Origin of the sequence: Kineococcus gypseus (genome assembly GCF_050871305.1) — a bacterium.
Lineage (GTDB): Bacteria > Actinomycetota > Actinomycetes > Actinomycetales > Kineococcaceae > Kineococcus > Kineococcus gypseus.
The window spans coordinates 1-16,930 of sequence record NZ_JBJLRD010000070.1 but is presented as its reverse complement, the minus strand read 5'-3'; the positions used below and the strand labels follow the sequence as shown (position 1 = coordinate 16,930).

At 74.7% G+C, this 16,930-nt stretch carries 12 protein-coding genes; 9 read left to right on the top strand and 3 right to left on the bottom strand.

All coding sequences use genetic code 11. The annotated features are described in order from the left end of the window. Positions 1-336: 336 nt before the first annotated feature. The 7 genes from ACRYMN_RS19150 to polA all read left to right on the top strand — a co-directional run bounded on the left by ACRYMN_RS19150 (position 337) and on the right by polA (position 9,228). Positions 337-1,512, top strand: a complete 1,176-nt coding sequence (locus tag ACRYMN_RS19150) for a branched-chain amino acid ABC transporter substrate-binding protein (protein ID WP_432498601.1) — start codon at positions 337-339, stop codon at positions 1,510-1,512. Positions 1,513-1,633: 121 nt separating this feature from the next. Continuing rightward, positions 1,634-2,620: a branched-chain amino acid ABC transporter permease gene (locus ACRYMN_RS19145; RefSeq protein ID WP_432498598.1), complete on the top strand. Its 987-nt coding sequence runs from the start codon at positions 1,634-1,636 to the stop codon at positions 2,618-2,620. After that, positions 2,617-3,798, top strand: coding sequence for a branched-chain amino acid ABC transporter permease (locus ACRYMN_RS19140; RefSeq protein WP_432498595.1), 1,182 nt, complete (start codon positions 2,617-2,619; stop codon positions 3,796-3,798). The genes ACRYMN_RS19145 and ACRYMN_RS19140 overlap by 4 nt, the downstream gene beginning before the upstream one ends. After that, positions 3,791-4,627 (top strand): ABC transporter ATP-binding protein, encoded by an 837-nt coding sequence (locus ACRYMN_RS19135; RefSeq protein ID WP_432498592.1) that lies wholly within the window; start codon positions 3,791-3,793, stop codon positions 4,625-4,627. Before ACRYMN_RS19140 ends, ACRYMN_RS19135 begins: the two co-directional genes overlap by 8 nt. Continuing rightward, entirely contained in the window at positions 4,624-5,367 is a 744-nt protein-coding gene (locus ACRYMN_RS19130; RefSeq protein ID WP_432498589.1) for an ABC transporter ATP-binding protein, read from the top strand. Before ACRYMN_RS19135 ends, ACRYMN_RS19130 begins: the two co-directional genes overlap by 4 nt. Positions 5,368-5,645: 278 nt before the next feature. Next, on the top strand, positions 5,646-6,263 hold the full coding sequence (locus tag ACRYMN_RS19125; RefSeq protein ID WP_432498586.1) for a GNAT family N-acetyltransferase: 618 nt from the start codon (positions 5,646-5,648) through the stop codon (positions 6,261-6,263). 160 nt (positions 6,264-6,423) lie between these two features. Further along, positions 6,424-9,228: a DNA polymerase I gene (polA, locus tag ACRYMN_RS19120; protein ID WP_432498583.1), complete on the top strand. Its 2,805-nt coding sequence runs from the start codon at positions 6,424-6,426 to the stop codon at positions 9,226-9,228. A gap of 52 nt (positions 9,229-9,280) precedes the next feature. Here polA and ACRYMN_RS19115 read toward each other — a convergent pair whose 3' ends face one another. Both ACRYMN_RS19115 and ACRYMN_RS19110 read right to left on the bottom strand, forming a co-directional pair. After that, complete coding sequence (locus tag ACRYMN_RS19115; RefSeq protein WP_432498581.1) at positions 9,281-11,131, bottom strand: glycoside hydrolase family 2 protein; 1,851 nt, start codon at positions 11,129-11,131, stop codon at positions 9,281-9,283. Between the two features lie 92 nt (positions 11,132-11,223). After that, complete coding sequence (locus ACRYMN_RS19110) at positions 11,224-12,105, bottom strand: class I SAM-dependent methyltransferase (protein ID WP_432498578.1); 882 nt, start codon at positions 12,103-12,105, stop codon at positions 11,224-11,226. Between the two features lie 244 nt (positions 12,106-12,349). Between ACRYMN_RS19110 and rpsA the strand changes: the two genes are divergently transcribed. Beyond that, on the top strand, positions 12,350-13,855 hold the full coding sequence (gene rpsA / locus ACRYMN_RS19105) for a 30S ribosomal protein S1 (protein WP_432498575.1): 1,506 nt from the start codon (positions 12,350-12,352) through the stop codon (positions 13,853-13,855). Between the two features lie 236 nt (positions 13,856-14,091). On the opposite strand, the gene ACRYMN_RS19100 is transcribed toward rpsA, so the two are convergent. Further along, complete coding sequence (locus ACRYMN_RS19100) at positions 14,092-15,216, bottom strand: LacI family DNA-binding transcriptional regulator (RefSeq protein ID WP_432498572.1); 1,125 nt, start codon at positions 15,214-15,216, stop codon at positions 14,092-14,094. 420 nt (positions 15,217-15,636) lie between these two features. On the opposite strand from ACRYMN_RS19100, the gene chvE reads away from it, so the two are divergent. Further along, on the top strand, positions 15,637-16,776 hold the full coding sequence (chvE, locus tag ACRYMN_RS19095) for a multiple monosaccharide ABC transporter substrate-binding protein (protein ID WP_432498603.1): 1,140 nt from the start codon (positions 15,637-15,639) through the stop codon (positions 16,774-16,776). Positions 16,777-16,930: the final 154 nt, after the last annotated feature.

The window sequence follows — 16,930 nt, the reverse complement described above, 5'->3', positions numbered from 1 at the left end:
TGCAATAGGCTTTGTGTTCGCGCTATACACCCACCACCCCCCCCCGCCGCCCCCCCCCCCCAGCCGCGCGCCCCCCCCCCCCCCCCCCCCGCGCCCGCGCCGAACCGCCGTGGACCCCGGCACGCCCCGCGTGCCGGGGTCCTGCCGTCGCGGGGGGCGTTCTGCTCAGCCGGGGGGCGCCGCGGCATTCCTTTTGTGTAACGGACCGGTGAAATCGGCCCCGTCCACCCCGCGTGCACCGCGCCCTCGCCTACTCTTCACCCGGCTGCACCGCCCCCCGGTGCCGCCCGCGGGGTCGCGCCGTCCCCGCGCACCCGCCTCCAGGAGGACCCGCCCGTGCGCTCCACCCTCAAGCTCGCGACCCCCCTCGCCGCCGCCGCCCTGCTCCTCGCCGCCTGCGGCGGCACCACCGGGGCCAGCTCCGAGGAGGCCTCCTCCGGCACCGGCTCGGGCGGCAGCTGCCCCGACGGCGTGAGCATCGGCTTCTTCGGCGCCCTGACCGGCGCCAACGCCAACCTCGGCGTGAACATCCGCAACGGCGTGGAGCTGGCGGTGAACCAGCACAACGCCCAGGAGGGCGCCTGCCAGGTCACCATCGAGAACTACGACTCGCAGGGCCTGCCGGACCAGGCCACCGGCCTGGCCACCCAGGCGGTGCGCGACACCAACGTCCTGGGCATCGTGGGCCCGGCGTTCTCCGGCGAGTCGCGCGTGGCCAACCCCATCTTCGCTGAGGCCGGCCTGGTGGGCATCACCCCCTCGGCGACGAACCCCTCGCTGTCCGAGCAGGGCTGGGACACGTTCTTCCGGGTGCTGGGCAACGACGCCACGCAGGGCCCGGCGGCCGCCTCGTACATCACGGGCACCCTGGGCAAGCAGAGGGTGTACGTCATCGACGACGCCAGCGAGTACGGCAAGGGCCTGGCGGACCTGGTGCGCGCCGACCTCGGCGCGGCCAAGGTCAAGGACAACACCGTGCAGACCGGGCAGACGGACTTCTCCGCGGTCGTGGCCGACATCCGCGCCTCCGGCGCCGACGCGGTCTTCTACGGCGGGTACTACTCCGAGGCCGGGCTGCTGCTGAAGCAGATGCGCGAGGCGGGGCTGACCAACGAGCAGGTCGCCTTCGTCACCGACGACGGCGCCAAGGACGAGGGCCTGATCACCGCCGCCGGCGAGCAGGCCGCCGAGGGCACCCTGATCACCTGCCCGTGCCTGCCGCCGGACCAGGCCGAGGGCACGTTCGTGGAGGACTACACCGCCGAGTTCGGCACCGCCCCGGCCACGTACTCCGCCGAGGGCTTCGACGCGGCGAACATCCTGCTCGACGGCATCGCCGACGGCGCCACCACCCGCGAGGACCTGCTGGAGTTCGTCGGCGGCTACGACGAGGCCGGCGTGACCAAGCAGCTGACGTTCGACGACTCCGGCGAGCCCAGCGAGATCAGCGTGTGGGCGTACAAGGTCGAGGGCGGCCAGATCGTCGCCGACCAGGAGATCCCCACCTCCTGAGGTCCCGGCCCGTCAGCGGCCCCACCCGGCCCCACCCGGCAGCGGCCCCGCCGCCGCGCGGGTGGGGCCGCGCCGCGACCGGGCCCGCCCGCAGCCCCTCGTCCCCGCTCGACCCGAACGGGTGGTCCTCCTGAGCACTTTCCTGAACCTGACCTTCACGGGTCTGGTCGTGGGCGCCATCTACGGCCTCTTCGCCCTCGGCTACACCCTCGTCTACGGCGTCCTGCGCCTGATCAACTTCGCCCACTCCGAGGTCTTCATGTGGGGGTCCTTCGCGGCCGTCTGGATGACGACCTTCCTGGGGGCGCGCGCGGGGGCGGGCGTGCCGGCGGCCGTGGGCTACCTGCTGGCCGCGCTGCTGGCCGCCATGCTCGTCAGCGGCGCGATCGCGCTGCTCGTCGAGCGCGTGGCCTACCGGCGCCTGCGCGAGAAGAAGTCCCCGCCGCTGGTGGCGCTCATCTCCGCGATCGGCGCCTCGTTCATGCTCTCGGAGATCATGGGCCTGCGCGACGAGATCGCCCGCTGGCTGAACCTGGACGGGGTGCTGGGCGACTACGTGCGCTCGGCGCGCGAGAACACCCAGTTCACCAACCCGCTGCCCAACACCACGCTGGTGGAGGTCGCCGGCTTCCAGGTGCGCAGCACCCAGCTGATCGTGCTGGTCGCCGCGCTGGCGATGATGGTGGCGCTGGACCAGTTCGTGCGCCGCTCGCGGCTGGGCCGCGGCGTGCGCGCGGTCTCGCAGGACGCCGAGGCCGCGGCCCTGATGGGCGTGGACCAGAAGCGCGTCATCCAGCTGACGTTCCTGCTCGGCGGCATCATGGCCGGCGCGGCGGCGCTGCTGTACCTGATGCACATCGGCGTCACCCGCTACAACGTCGGCTTCATCCTGGGCATCAAGGCGTTCACCGCCGCGGTCCTGGGCGGCATCGGCAACATCCGCGGCGCCCTGCTGGGCGGGCTGGTCCTGGGCCTGGCGGAGAACTACGGCTCGCAGCTGTTCGGCTCGCAGTGGAAGGACGTCGTCTCCTTCCTGCTGCTGGTGGTGGTCCTGCTGTTCCGTCCCACCGGCCTGCTCGGTGAGTCCCTGGGGAAGGCCCGCGCATGAGCACCGCTGCCACGTCGACGACGCCCGGCACCCCCGGCGGCGCCCGCGCGCGCCGCTCGCCCGGCGAGCGCTGGGCGCACCTGCCGCGCCCGGTGAAGGTGCTGGTGTGGCTGCTGGTGGCGCTGCTGTTCTACGCGCTGCCGCTGCTGAACCCGCCGCTGCTGGCCACCTCCGAGTCCGACTTCGGCTCGGTGATGTTCACGGTGGCCTCCTACGCGCTGGTCGCGCTGGGCCTGAACATCGTGCTGGGCTACGCCGGCCTGCTGGACCTGGGCTACGTCGGCTTCTACGCCATCGGCGCCTACACCGTGGGCGTCTTCGGCTCCCTGCACGGTCAGCTGCCGTTCTGGCTGCTCATCGTGCTGGCGGTGTGCATCTCCACCGCCTCGGGCCTGCTGCTGGGCGCGCCCACGCTGCGGGTGCGCGGGGACTACCTGGCCATCGTCACCCTGGGCTTCGGCGAGATCATCCGCCTGGTGGCGCTGAACTCCGAGTGGCTGAACCAGTCCCGCGGCATCCAGGACATCCCGCGCCCGCCGGACATCGCCGTCGGCGGCGAGCCGCTCTTCGAGGTCCCGCGCCTGGTGTGGGACGGGCTGACCGCCACGATCGACCTGGGCACCACCTCCGCGTTCCTGCAGTTCGGCCTGCTCGACGGGGTGCCGTACTACTGGCTGGCCCTGACGGTGATCATCCTGATCCTCGTCGGCGACGTCCTGCTGCAGGACAGCCGGGTCGGGCGCGCCTGGGAGGCCACCCGCGAGGACGAGGAGGCCGCCGAGCTCAACGGCGTGCCCACCTTCCGCTACAAGCTGCTGGCCTTCGCGATGGGCGCCTTCATCGGCGGGCTGTCCGGGGCGCTGTTCGCCGCCCGCCAGGGCGCGATCAACCCCGAGACGTTCACGGTGCAGCTGTCGATGCTGTTCCTGGCCGCCGTGGTCGTCGGCGGGCAGGGCAACCGCTGGGGCGTGCTGGTCGGCGCCGCGGTGGTGGCCTACCTGCCCGAGCGCTTCCGCGACTTCGCGGAGTTCCGCGTCGTCGTCTTCGGCCTGCTGCTGCTGCTGCTGGCCAACTTCCGGCCGCAGGGCCTGCTGCCGCCGCGCCGGGCCCGCCGGGCCCAGCGCGCCGGGCGCCGGCTGGCCGAGCTCGAGGGGACGGAGGAGGGGGCCCGTGGCTGACCCGGCGAAGGACACCGCGGCGCCGGCACCGGGCACCGGTGCGGCGCTGCTGCGCATGGAGGGCGTCACGCTGCGCTTCGGCGGCGTGGTCGCCGTCGACGACGTCTCCTTCGAGATCCGCAGGGGCGAGATCCTGGGCCTGATCGGGCCCAACGGCGCCGGCAAGACCAGCTGCTTCAACGCCCTGACGGGGGTGTACCAGCCCACCAGCGGGCAGGTCGTCTTCGACGGCGAGGCGCTGGGGCGGCGCAAGCGCTACCAGATCAACCGCCTGGGCATCGCGCGCACGTTCCAGAACATCCGCCTGTTCCAGAACATGACCGCGCGCGAGAACGTCCTGGTCGGCGCCGACGCGCACCACCGCGCCGGCGTGCTGAACTCCCTGCTGCGCCTGCCGCTGCACCGGCGCGAGACCGCCGAGGGCAACCGGCGCGCCGACGAGCTGCTGGAGATGATGGACCTGGGCCACCGCGGCGACGACCTGGCGCGCAACCTCTCCTACGGCGAGCAGCGCCGCCTGGAGATCGCCCGGGCGCTGGCCACGCGCCCGAAGCTGCTGTGCCTGGACGAGCCGGCCGCCGGGTTCAACCCGGTGGAGAAGCAGCGCCTGATGGAGCTGATCCGCCGGGTGCGCGACATGGGCAACACCGTGCTGCTCATCGAGCACGACATGCGCCTGGTCATGGGGGTGACCGACCGCATCGTGGTGCTGGAGTTCGGCAAGAAGATCGCCGAGGGCAGCCCCGAGCAGATCCGCGAGGACCCCGCCGTCATCGCCGCCTACCTCGGCGTCGACGACGACCAGCTCAGCGAGGAGGACAGGCCGTGAGCGAGCGCGCGCTGGGCGAGGACCAGCTCGTCGTGGAGGGCCTGAGCGTGAACTACGGGCGCATCGAGGCCATCCGCGACGTCTCCTTCGCGGTGCCCGCCGGCGGCATCGCCACCCTCATCGGCGCCAACGGCGCGGGCAAGACGACGACCTTGAAGACGGTCTCAGGGCTGCGCACGGTGCGCGCCGGGCGCATCGTCTTCGAGGGCGAGGACATCACCCGGGTGCCCTCGCACCAGCTCGTCAAGCGCGGGCTGTGCCAGGCCCCCGAGGGGCGCGGCACCTTCCCCGGCATGACGGTGGAGGAGAACCTCGACATGGGCGCCTACACCCGCTCGGACCGGCGCAGCGCCGCGTACCGGGCGGACCTGGACCGCGTCTTCACGCTCTTCCCGCGCCTGGCCGAGCGGCGCGGGCAGGCCGCGGGCACCATGTCCGGCGGCGAGCAGCAGATGCTCGCCATTGGCCGGGCCCTGATGAGCCGGCCGCGGGTGCTGCTGCTGGACGAGCCGAGCATGGGCCTGGCGCCCAAGCTCATCCAGCAGATCTTCTCGATCGTCGTGGAGATCAACCGGCAGGGCACCACGGTGCTGCTGGTGGAGCAGAACGCCGCGCAGGCCCTGCGCACCGCGGACGTGGCCTACGTGCTCGAGACGGGCTCGGTGGTGCGCAGCGGCACCGGCGCGGAGCTGGCCGCCGACGACTCCATCCGCGCCGCCTACCTCGGCGGCGACGTCTAGCACCCGCGCCGCCGCCCCGCCCGCGGCGCCGCCTCGGGCACCGCCCGCCACCGCCCGCCACCGCCCGCCGACCGCCCGTCACCGCCCGCCGACCGCCCCGCCGGTCACGCCCGGTGGCGGGCGGTGGCGCGCCCGGCACGGAGGGTGGCGCCGCCCCCCGCCGGGGGGCGCCGGGGCCGCCGGGGATCTTCCGCTGCGCGCTCGCAGGCCCTATGGTCCCCTCAGCCGCGAGCGCGGCCACCGCGTGCGGGGGCGCCGGTTCGTTCGAGGAGGACGCCGTGCCCAGACCTGTCGTCGTGGTGCGCGATGCCGCGCTGAGCGACGTGGACGCCCTCATGCAGCTGTACGCCTCGGCGCGCTTCGACTCCGGCCCGCTGCGCGCCCCCGTCGAGAGCGTGCGCGCGCGCCTGGTGCGCGCCCTGGCCGACGGCTCGGTGCGGGTGCTGCTGGCCTCGGTGGGCGGGCGCCCGGTGGGCTACGCGCTGCTGACCGCCACGCCGCTGCTGCCGCTGGGCGGCACCTCCGGGCCCAGCCTGGAGCACCTGCACGTGGTGCCCGAGCACCGCCGCCGCGGCGTGGGGCGCGCGCTGCTGCGCCGGGCGCTGCAGCTGGCCGAGGCCGAGGGCGCCGAGCAGCTGGCGTGCACCGCGCTGCCGGGCGACCGCGACTACACCCGCTACCTGGCCCGCCTCGGCTTCGCGCCCGTGGTGGTGCGCCGCGCCGCGCCGCTGACGGTGCTGCGCCGGCGCCTGGCCGTGGACGCCCCCGCCGGCGAGCACCAGCGCTCCGACGTGGTCGCCCGGCGCCGCTCGCTGCGCGCGCGCCTGGCCCGCAGCGCCGCCCTCGGCGCCGCGCCGGTGCCGCCGCCGGCGACGTCCACCGCCCCGGTGCCCTGACGCGCCCGCAGCGCCACCGGCGCCCGGTGCGCGCCTGCCGGCGCCCGGTGCGCGCCTGCCGGCGCCCGGTGCGCGCCTGCCGGCGCCCGGTGCGCGCCTGCCGGCGGCGGGGGCGCGTGCTGGCGCGGGGGGCGTCGGGGGTGCTGACTACCCTGGCGGCGTGACCCCACCGACCGCGTCGACGGCCCGCCGCACCCCCGCCGCGCAGCGGCGCGCCCCCGCCCGCACGCGCCCGCGCCTGCTGCTCGTCGACGGGCACTCCCTGGCCTACCGCGCCTTCTACGCCCTGCCGGTGGACAACTTCGCCACCAGCACCGGCCAGCCCACCAACGCGGTGTACGGGTTCACCTCCATGCTCATCAACGTCCTGCGCGACGAGGAGCCCACCCACCTGGCCGTCACCTTCGACGTCTCGCGCACCACCTTCCGCACCGAGGCCTACGCGGAGTACAAGGCCACCCGCCTGAAGAGCCCGCAGGAGTTCGGCGGGCAGGTCGAGCTCATCAAGGAGGTCCTGGCCGCCCTGCGCGTGCCGGTGGTGGAGTTCGAGGGCTACGAGGCCGACGACGTCATCGCCACCCTGACCGAGCGGGCCGTCGCCGCCGGCTACGAGGTCCTCGTCTCCACCGGCGACCGCGACGCCCTGCAGCTGGTGCGCGACGTGGTCACGGTGCTCTACCCGCGCAAGGGCGTCTCGGACCTGGTGCGCATGACCCCCGAGGTCGTCCAGGAGCGCTACGGCGTGCCGCCCGAGCGCTACCCGGACCTGGCCGCGCTGGTGGGGGAGACCTCCGACAACCTGCCCGGCGTGCCCGGCGTGGGCCCGAAGACCGCCGCGAAGTGGATCACCACCCACGACGGCCTCGACGGCGTCATCGCCGACGCCGACCGCATCGGCGGCAAGGCCGGCGAGAGCCTGCGTGCCCACCTCGACGGCGTCATCCGCAACCGCCGCCTCAACGCCCTGGTGCGCGACCTGCCCCTGCCGGTGACCCCGGACGACCTCGTGCGCCGCGCCTGGGACCGCGAGCAGGTCCACACCGTCTTCGACGGCCTGGAGTTCCGCGTCCTGCGCGAGCGCCTCTTCGCCACCCTGGAATCCGCCGAACCCGAGGCCGAGGCCGGCTTCGGCGTCGACGGCGCCGTCCTGCTCGACGACGAGCTGGCACCCTGGCTGGCCGAGCACGCCCGCGGCCGCACCGGCCTGCACGTGGCCGGGCAGTGGGCCCGCGGCACCGGCGACGTCACCGGCCTGGCGCTGGCCGGCGCCGACGGCGTGGCCGCCTGGGTGGACCCGGCCACCCTGACCCCCGGCGACGAGCGCGCCCTGGCCACCTGGCTGGCCGACGCCGACGCGCCCAAGCTCGTGCACGACGTCAAGGGCCCCAGCCACGCGCTGGCCGCGCGCGGCTGGAACCTGGCCGGGGTGGCCGTGGACACCGCCCTGGCCGCCTACCTGTGCCGGCCCGACCAGCGCAGCTACGACCTGGCCGACCTGGCCGTGCGCCACCTCAAGCGCGAGCTGCGCGCCGAGGGCACCGCGGGCGCCGGGGCCGGCGCGGCGCCGGAGGAGCCCGGCGACGAGCAGCTGGCCCTGGACGCCGGCGAGGGCCCCGTCGGCGCCGGCGAGCACGCCCGCGCCCAGGACGGCATGGTGCGCGCCCTGGCCATCGCCGAGCTGTCCGCCGTCCTGCTCGCCGAGCTGGACGCGCGCGGCGGCACCCGCCTGCTGCACGACGTCGAGCTGCCCCTGGTCGACGTGCTCGCCCGCGCCGAGCGCGTCGGCATCGCCGTCGACGACGAGCTGCTCGCCGAGCTGGAGGCCCACTTCGCCGAGCGGGTGGCCGACGCCGCGCGCCTGGCCCACGAGGTCGTCGGCGCCGAGATCAACCTCGGCTCGCCCAAGCAGCTGCAGACGGTGCTCTTCGAGCAGCTGGGCATGCCCAAGACCAAGCGCACCAAGACCGGCTACACCACCGACGCCGACGCCCTGGCCGCCCTCTTCGTCAAGACCGGCCACCCGTTCCTGCAGCACCTGCTCGAGCACCGCGACGCCTCGCGGCTGCGCCAGACGGTGGAGGGGCTGCGCAAGTCCGTCGCCGACGACGCGCGCGTGCACACCACGTTCCAGCAGATGGCCGCCGCCACCGGCCGGCTCAGCTCCACCGACCCGAACCTGCAGAACATCCCCATCCGCACCGACGAGGGCCGGCGCATCCGCGCCGCCTTCGTCGTCGGGCGCGACGCCACCGCCGGCGCCGGCTCCTACGAGAGCCTGCTGACGGCCGACTACTCCCAGATCGAGATGCGCATCATGGCGCACCTGTCCGGCGACGCCGACCTCATCGCCGCGTTCACCTCCGGGGAGGACCTGCACCGCTACGTCGGCAGCCGCGTCTTCGGCGTGGCCCCCGCCGACGTCACACCCGACATGCGCGCCAAGATCAAGGCCATGTCCTACGGCCTGGCGTACGGGCTGTCCGCCTTCGGCCTGTCCAACCAGCTGAAGATCTCCACCGAGGAGGCCCGTGGCCTCATGGACGACTACTTCGCCCGCTTCGGCGCCGTGCGCGACTACCTGCACGGCGTGGTGGAGGAGGCCCGCCGCGTCGGCTACACCGAGACCATCATGGGCCGGCGCCGCTACCTGCCCGACCTGACCAGCGACAACCGCCAGCGCCGCGAGATGGCCGAGCGCATGGCCCTGAACGCCCCCATCCAGGGCTCGGCCGCCGACATCATCAAGGTCGCCATGCTCGACCTCGACCGCGGCCTGCGCGAGGCCGCCCTGCGCTCGCGGCTGCTGCTGCAGGTGCACGACGAGCTCGTGCTGGAGGTGGCCGCCGGCGAGCGCGAGCAGCTCGAGCAGCTGGTGCGCACCACCATGGCCGGCGCCGCCGACCTCGCCGTGCCCCTGGACGTCTCCGTCGGCGCGGGCCGCTCCTGGCACGAGGCCGGGCACTAGCCCGGCACGAGCCCGGGCACGAGCCCGGGCGGGGGAGCGCCCCCGCCCGGCCTCAGCGCGGGCGCTCGCCCGTGACGATGGCCCGGATCCGCTCCACCGGCAGCTTGGGCCGGCGGTGCTCGTCGAGCAGGCCGTTGGCCTCCTGCAGCGTGTCGGTCAGCTGCGTGTAGCAGAAGCCCGCCAGGACCGGGGAGGCGTGCACCGCGCCGAACAGGTCCGCCAGGCGCGCGGCGAAGTCCTCGGCGTCGCTCGCGCTGGAGTACCCCCAGGTGCTGCCCGCCGGCGCGCCCGGGGCGTAGCGCACCCCGCCGAACTCGGAGAGCACCACCGGCTGCCCGCGCTCGCCGCCGCCGGGCAGGCGCACGCGCCGCCCGGCGGGGCCGGTGCCGGCCAGCAGCGCCTGCACGGCCGCCGCCGAGCCGTAGCGCCCGGCCAGCTCGGCCCCGGTGCCGGCGTAGTCGTGCACGGTCCACAGGTCGCTGTCGGTGTGCTCCCACCCGTCGTTGCTGACGACCGGGCGGCTGGGGTCCAGCGCGCGCGTGAGCGCGGCCAGGGCGGTGGCGTAGTGCTGCTGGGCGCTGCTGGTGGCGATGTGCTGCACGCCCCAGCTCTCGTTCAGTGGCACCCACGTGACGACGCACGGGTGGCCGGCGTCGCGGTGGACGACCTCCATCCACTCGCGCGTCAGCCGCTGCACCGCGCGCGGGGTGAAGGCGTAGGCGTTGGCCGTCTCGCCCCACACCAGCAGGCCCAGCCGGTCCGCCCAGTGCAGGAAGCGCGGGTCCTCGACCTTCTGGTGCACCCGCACGGCGTTGAAGCCGAGCTCCTTGACCAGCTCCACCTCGCGCCGCAGCGCCGCCGCGTCCGGGGCGGCCAGGTGGGAGGCGGGCCAGTAGCCCTGCTCGAGCACCGAGCGCAGGAAGCAGGGCTGGCCGTTGAGCAGGAACGCCCCGCCGCCCACGCCCGCGCTGCGCAGGCCCAGGTAGCTGGCGACCTCGTCGACGACCCGCCCGCCGGCCAGCACGCGCACCGCGGCGTCCACCAGCCGCGGCTGCTCGGGCGACCACAGCAGCTGCGCGAGCCCCTGGCCGTTGCCCAGCGCCGGCAGCACCAGCACGGTGCGGGTGTGCTGCTCCTCCACCAGCACGCGCTGCTCGGCCAGCACCCGCCCGTCCAGCTCCAGGCGCACCTCCAGCGCCACCGGCTCCACCGGCGCCGCGCTGAGCTCCACCTGCAGGTGCACCGCACCGGCGGGCACGTCGGGCGTCCACGTCAGGTGCTCCACGGCCAGCGGCGGCACGACCTCGCACCACACCGGCTGCCAGATGCCCGTGGTGCGCCGGTACCAGATACCGTGCGGCTCGTCCTGCCAGTCCTGCTTGCCGCGCGGCTGGGTCACGTCGCGCGGGTCGTCCTCGGCGCGCACCACCAGCACGTGCCGCGCCAGGGGGTCCACGCCCGGGCGCGCCGCGCCCAGGGCGTCGGTCAGGTCCACGTCCCAGGGCGTCTGCCCGCCCTCGTGACCCCCCAGCAGCGCACCGTCCAGCCACACCCGCGCCGCGTGGTCCACGGCCCCGAAGCGCAGCCGCACGCGGTGACCCTCGCGCACCGCCTCCCAGCCGTCCACGTCCACCAGGCGCAGGGTGCGCCGGTACCACACCACCGGGTGCGGACCGCTCTCGCCGACCCCCGAGGCCGGCGACTCCGGCGGGAAGGGCACCACGACGTCGCGGTCGAAGACCGAGCGCTCCCCGAGGTCGCCCAGGTGCTGCCAGCCGTCGGCCAGCCCGCGGCGCTCGTCGTCGAAGGCGAGCTGCCACGTGCCGGACAGGTCCGTCCAGCGCTCGCGCAGCAGCTGCGGCCGCGGGTGGGTGCCGTCCTGGGTGGTGGCGCGAGGGAGCACGCTGGGACCTCTCGTGGTGGGTGGGGGACCGGTGGGTGGGGGACCGGTGGGCGGGGGACCGGCGGGTGCCGGACCCGGGGGCGGGAGCGCGCTCAGGTCGCCGGCGCCCCCTCCGGCGCCCCGTCCGGCGCCGTGCACACCAGCACCAGCGTCCCCGGCACCAGCTCCCCGCGCAGCCGGCTCCACCCGCCCCACACCGCCTCCCCGGCCGCCCACTCCGGCTCCACCAGGTCCTGCAGCACCAGCCCCGCCGCCCGCACCAGCCGCACCCAGTCGCCCACCGTGCGGTGGTGCTCCGCGTACGTCACCCGCACCACCCCCGCCGCGTCCTCCTGCGACTCCACGTACGGGCGCCGGTCGAAGTACGAGTGGTGCACCGTCAGCCCCTCCGGCCCGGGCACGTCCGGCAGCGCCCAGCGCACCGGGTGCGGCACGCTCGCCACGAACCGCCCCCCCGGCCGCAGCACCCGCACCGCCTCGCCCAGCACCCGCTGCGCGTCCGCCACGAACGGCAGCGCCCCGTACGAGGTGAACACCACGTCGAACACCCCGGCCCCGAACGGCAGCACCCGCGCGTCGCACTGCACCAGCGGCGTGCGCACCCCCGCCTGCGCGTCGGCCGCCACCGCCTGCGCCAGCATCCCCGCCGACAGGTCGCTGGCCACCACCCGCGCCCCGCGCCCGGCCAGCCACCGCGAGCACTGCGCCGCCCCCGCCCCCACCTCCAGCACCAGCCGCCCGCGCACGTCCCCCAGCAGCCCCGCGACCTCCTCGCGCAACCCCTCCGGACCCCACACCAGGTCCGAACCGGCCAGCGCGTCCCCCAGGAACGCCCCGTGCTCGGCCCGGTAGCCCACCGCCTCCGCGTCCCACCAGCGCCGCTGCGCCGCCACCGCCTCCGCCGGCCCCACCGCGCGCCGCTGCACCGCGAAACCGCCCGACGCCTCACGCTCCGCACCGCTCACCGGGCCCATCGTGGCAGCACCCCCGCCGCCACCCCCGCCGCCACCCCCGCCGCCACCCCCGCGGCCACCCGCCGGCGCTCGCGGGCCGGTGCCGCCGGCGCCGGGGGTGCTTTGCCTGCGCGCGGCGCCGCCGGTAGTCTTGAACGGCGAGCGTCCACCCCCGGCTGCCCCCACTCGGGCCGGGTGCGGGCCCGCCGCGGCCGGGGCCCCCGGGCGCGAACCTTCGACTGTCCCTGACGGAGCCCCTACCTCCATGACGACCACGACGACCGCTCCGGCGAGCGGCACCCCTCAGATCGCGATCAACGACATCGGATCGGCTGAGGACTTCCTCGCAGCGGTCGACAAGACCATCAAGTACTTCAACGACGGTGACATCGTCTCCGGCACCATCGTGAAGGTCGACCGCGACGAGGTCCTGCTCGACATCGGTTACAAGACCGAGGGCGTCATCCCCTCGCGCGAGCTCTCGATCAAGCACGACGTCGACCCCAACGAGGTCGTCGGCGTCGGCGACGAGGTCGAGGCCCTGGTCCTCCAGAAGGAGGACAAGGAGGGTCGCCTGATCCTGTCCAAGAAGCGCGCCCAGTACGAGCGCGCCTGGGGCACGATCGAGGCCAAGAAGGAGGCCGACGAGGTCGTCGAGGGCACCGTCATCGAGGTCGTCAAGGGTGGTCTCATCCTCGACATCGGCCTCCGCGGCTTCCTGCCGGCGTCGCTGGTCGAGATGCGCCGCGTGCGCGACCTGCAGCCCTACGTGGGCAAGACGATCGAAGCCAAGATCATCGAGCTGGACAAGAACCGCAACAACGTGGTCCTGTCCCGCCGCGCCTGGCTCGAGCAGACGCAGTCCGAGGTGCGCCAGACCTTCCTGCAGACCCTGCAGAAGGGCCAGGTCCGCTCCGGCGTGGTCTCCTCCATCGTCAACTTCGGCGCGTTCGTCGACCTGGGCGGCGTGGACGGCCTCGTGCACGTCTCCGAGCTGTCCTGGAAGCACATCGACCACCCCTCCGAGGTCGTCGAGGTCGGCCAGGAGGTCACCGTCGAGGTGCTCGACGTCGACATGGACCGCGAGCGCGTGTCCCTGTCGCTGAAGGCCACCCAGGAAGACCCGTGGCAGCAGTTCGCCCGCACCCACGCCATCGGCCAGGTCGTGCCCGGCAAGGTCACCAAGCTCGTCCCGTTCGGCGCGTTCGTGCGCGTCGACGACGGCATCGAGGGCCTGGTGCACATCTCCGAGCTGGCCGAGCGCCACGTCGAGGTGCCCGAGCAGGTCGTCCAGGTCAACCAGGACATCTTCGTCAAGGTCATCGACATCGACCTGGAGCGCCGCCGGATCTCGCTCTCGCTCAAGCAGGCCACCGAGTCCCTGGCCGCCGCCGGCGACGAGTTCGACCCGTCGCTGTACGGCATGGCCGCGGACTACGACGAGCAGGGCAACTACAAGTACCCCGAGGGCTTCGACCCGGAGACCAACGACTGGCTCGAGGGCTACGAGGCCCAGCGCGAGGAGTGGGAGACGCAGTACGCGCTCGCCCACGAGCGCTGGGAGGCGCACAAGCGCTCCGTCGCCGAGCAGGCCGAGGCCGAGGCGCGCGCCGAGGCCGAGGGCGTCTCGCCCGCGGCCGGCTCGTCCTCCTCGTCCAGCACCGGCTCGGCCCCGTCCTCCTACACCTCGGAGGCCCCGGAGGCCGCCGGCACCCTCGCCTCCGACGAGGCGCTGGCCGCCCTGCGCGAGAAGCTCACCGGCGGTCAGTGACCGCCCGGCCGGGACCGCGCCCGCGCGGTCCCGGCCTGCACCACCCAGCACCACCCAGCACGACCCGGGGCCCCGGTCCGGCAGCAGCCGGCCGGGGCCCCGGTGCGTGCGGCCCGGCGGCGCGCCTGGGACGCCCGCTCGAGGCGCGGTGCTCGGGACGCGGTGCTCGGGACGCGGTGCTCGGGACGCGGTGCTCGGGACGCGGTGCTCGGGACGCGGTGCTCGGGACGCGGTGCTCAGGACGGTGCGCCGGCGGTGGGCACCACCGGCGCGGTGGGCGCCGGCAGCGCCGAGCGCTCCACCGCCACCGCGCGCGGCCCCCGCCGACGCACCGGGGCGGGGCCGGTGCTCTCGCGCACCACCAGCGCCGGGCTCAGCGCACCCGGCTCCACGATGCGCTGGGACAGCCGCCCCAGCAGCACCCGCACGCACCGCCGGCCGATCTCGGTGAAGTCCTGGTGCACCGTCGTCAGCGGCGGGTTCAGGTACGCGGCTTCGGGCACGTCGTCGAAGCCGACGACGCTGACGTCGGCGGGCACCGACAGCCCGCTCTCGGTGATCGCCCGCACGACGCCGATGGCCATGTGGTCGTTGCCGCAGAAGACCGCCGTGGCCCCGTCCGCGAGGACCTCGCGCCCGGCGCGGTAGCCGGAGGCGGCCGTCCAGTCCCCGCGCACCGGCCGCGGCACCACCCGCATCGCCTCCACCAGGGCCGTGCGCCAGCCGGTCGAGCGCGCCCGCGACTCCGCCCAGTCCACTGGGCCGCCGACGTGGTGCACCGTGCGGTGCCCCAGCGAGAGCAGGTGCTCGGTCGCCCCGCGCGCCGCGGCCACCTCGCTCCAGTACGCGTCCGGCACGCCCGCGCCGTCCAGGCCCGGGGCCAGCACGCACGGGAACGCCGTGTCCGCCGCGGCCACCGCCGCCTGCGAGGCGTCCTCGGGCACCACCGCGATCGCGCCGTCCACCGACTGCCCGCGCAGCTCCTGGAACGCCTCGGCCACCGTGCTCGGCAGCAGGTCGCTGACCACGACCACGGTCACCGAGTACCCGGCCGCGCGCGCGGCCTCCTGCACGCCCACCAGCGTCAGCGCCGGCCCGTACAGCGACGTGCTGGCGGCGACCACCCCGATGCGGTGCGAGCGGCGCGTCACCAGGGCGCGGGCCGCCGCGTTCGGCTGGTAGCCCAGCTCGGCGATCGCCTGCTCCACGCGCTCGCGGGTGCGCCGGGCCACGGAACCGGACCCGCGCACCACGCGCGAGACGGTCTGCTGGGACACCCCGGCCAGCTCGGCGACGTCCGCGAGCACGGGGGTGCGGGCACCCCCGGGCGGCGGCGGCGCCGGGTCAGCGGGAGGGCTCATGTGCGTTTCCTGCCTGTCACCGTGCCGAGGGCACGGGGGTGGGGGAGGGGACCGGGACGCGCCCCGGGACGTCGGCGTTCGCGGGACCGGCGTCGCGCCGGTGGAGGGGGTGCGGGGGTCCGCAGGGCTCAGGTTAACCCAGCGCGCAGCCCCCCGCCCCGGCTGCGGGGGCGGTCCCGGCGGGCGCCCGCACCCCCGTCCCCGCGGCCCCTCACCCGGGTGGCGCAGGAGGGCCGGGGCTGCTTGACGGCCTCGCTGCTAACGTTAACAATGACGGACGTCCGCACGACCGCTGCACCCGGACCGGGACGAGGAAGCCCGGTCGAGCAGCCGTCCGCCGCGCCTGCAGGTGGCGCCCACAGCACCCGTCGAGAACCACCCCGTTCCGACGCTCACGACGTACAGAGGAGTTCCGCCGTGATCACTCGTCGCTCGCTGGCAGCCGTCGCTGCCGGTCTGGCCCTGACCCTCACCGCCTGCGGCGGTGAGGGCGCCGGTTCCGGGGACAACGGTTCCGGTGGCGGTGCCGAGGGTGACGTCACCGTCGGCGTGTCGATGCCCACCCAGACCTCCGAGCGCTGGATCGCCGACGGCGCCAACGTCGAGGCGGGCCTGCAGGAGGCCGGCTACGAGGTCGAGCTGCAGTTCGCCAACGACGACATCCCCACGCAGTCGCAGCAGATCGACCAGATGATCACCCAGGGCGTGGACCTGCTCATCATCGCCGCCATCGACGGCACCGCGCTGACCAGCCAGCTGTCCGCCGCCGCCGACGCCGGCATCGAGGTCATCTCCTACGACCGCCTCATCCGCGGCAGCGAGGACGTGAACTTCTACGTCTCCTTCGACAACTACAACGTCGGCGTCCAGCAGGGCACCTCGCTGCTGCAGGGCCTGGGCCTGCTGAACCCCGACGGCAGCCCGGGCACCGCCACCGGCCCGTTCAACGTCGAGCTGTTCGCCGGCTCGCTGGACGACAACAACGCGCAGTTCTTCTGGGACGGCGCCATCGACACCATCCAGCCGTTCATCGACTCCGGTGCGATCAGGGTCAAGTCCGGCCAGACCGCCATCGACCAGGCCGCCATCCTGCGCTGGCAGCAGGAGACCGCCCAGCGGCGCATGGAGGACCTGCTCACGAGCGCTTACAACGACGGAAGCCGCGTCGACGGGGTGCTCTCGCCCTACGACGGCATCTCCCGCGGCATCATCACCGCCCTGCAGAACGCCGGCTACGGCGGTGCGGGGCAGCCCGTCCCGGTCATCACCGGCCAGGACGCCGAGATCGCCTCCGTCAAGCTCATCAACGACGGCGTGCAGTACTCCACCATCTTCAAGGACACCCGCCTGCTCGCCGACGAGGCCGTGCGCGCGGCCGGGTCGATCCTGGAGGGCCAGGAGCCCGAGGCCAACGACACCGAGACGTACGACAACGGCGTGAAGGTCGTCCCGTCCTTCCTGCTCGAGTCGCAGATCGTCACGAAGGACAACATCGTCCCGGCGCTCGTCGAGACGGACTACTACACCCAGGCCGAGGTCGACGCCGGTCAGGCGAGCTGACCGACGTCCCCCCGCGGGAGCGTCCCCGCCGCGCACGCCGCGGCGGGGACGCTGCCGCGAACCCCACCCCCCACCCCACCGGCCCCCCCGCCGCCTCGACGCACCCACGACAGCACGGTCAGCAGGGTGGGGAAGTCCAGCTCGTCGGCGAGCC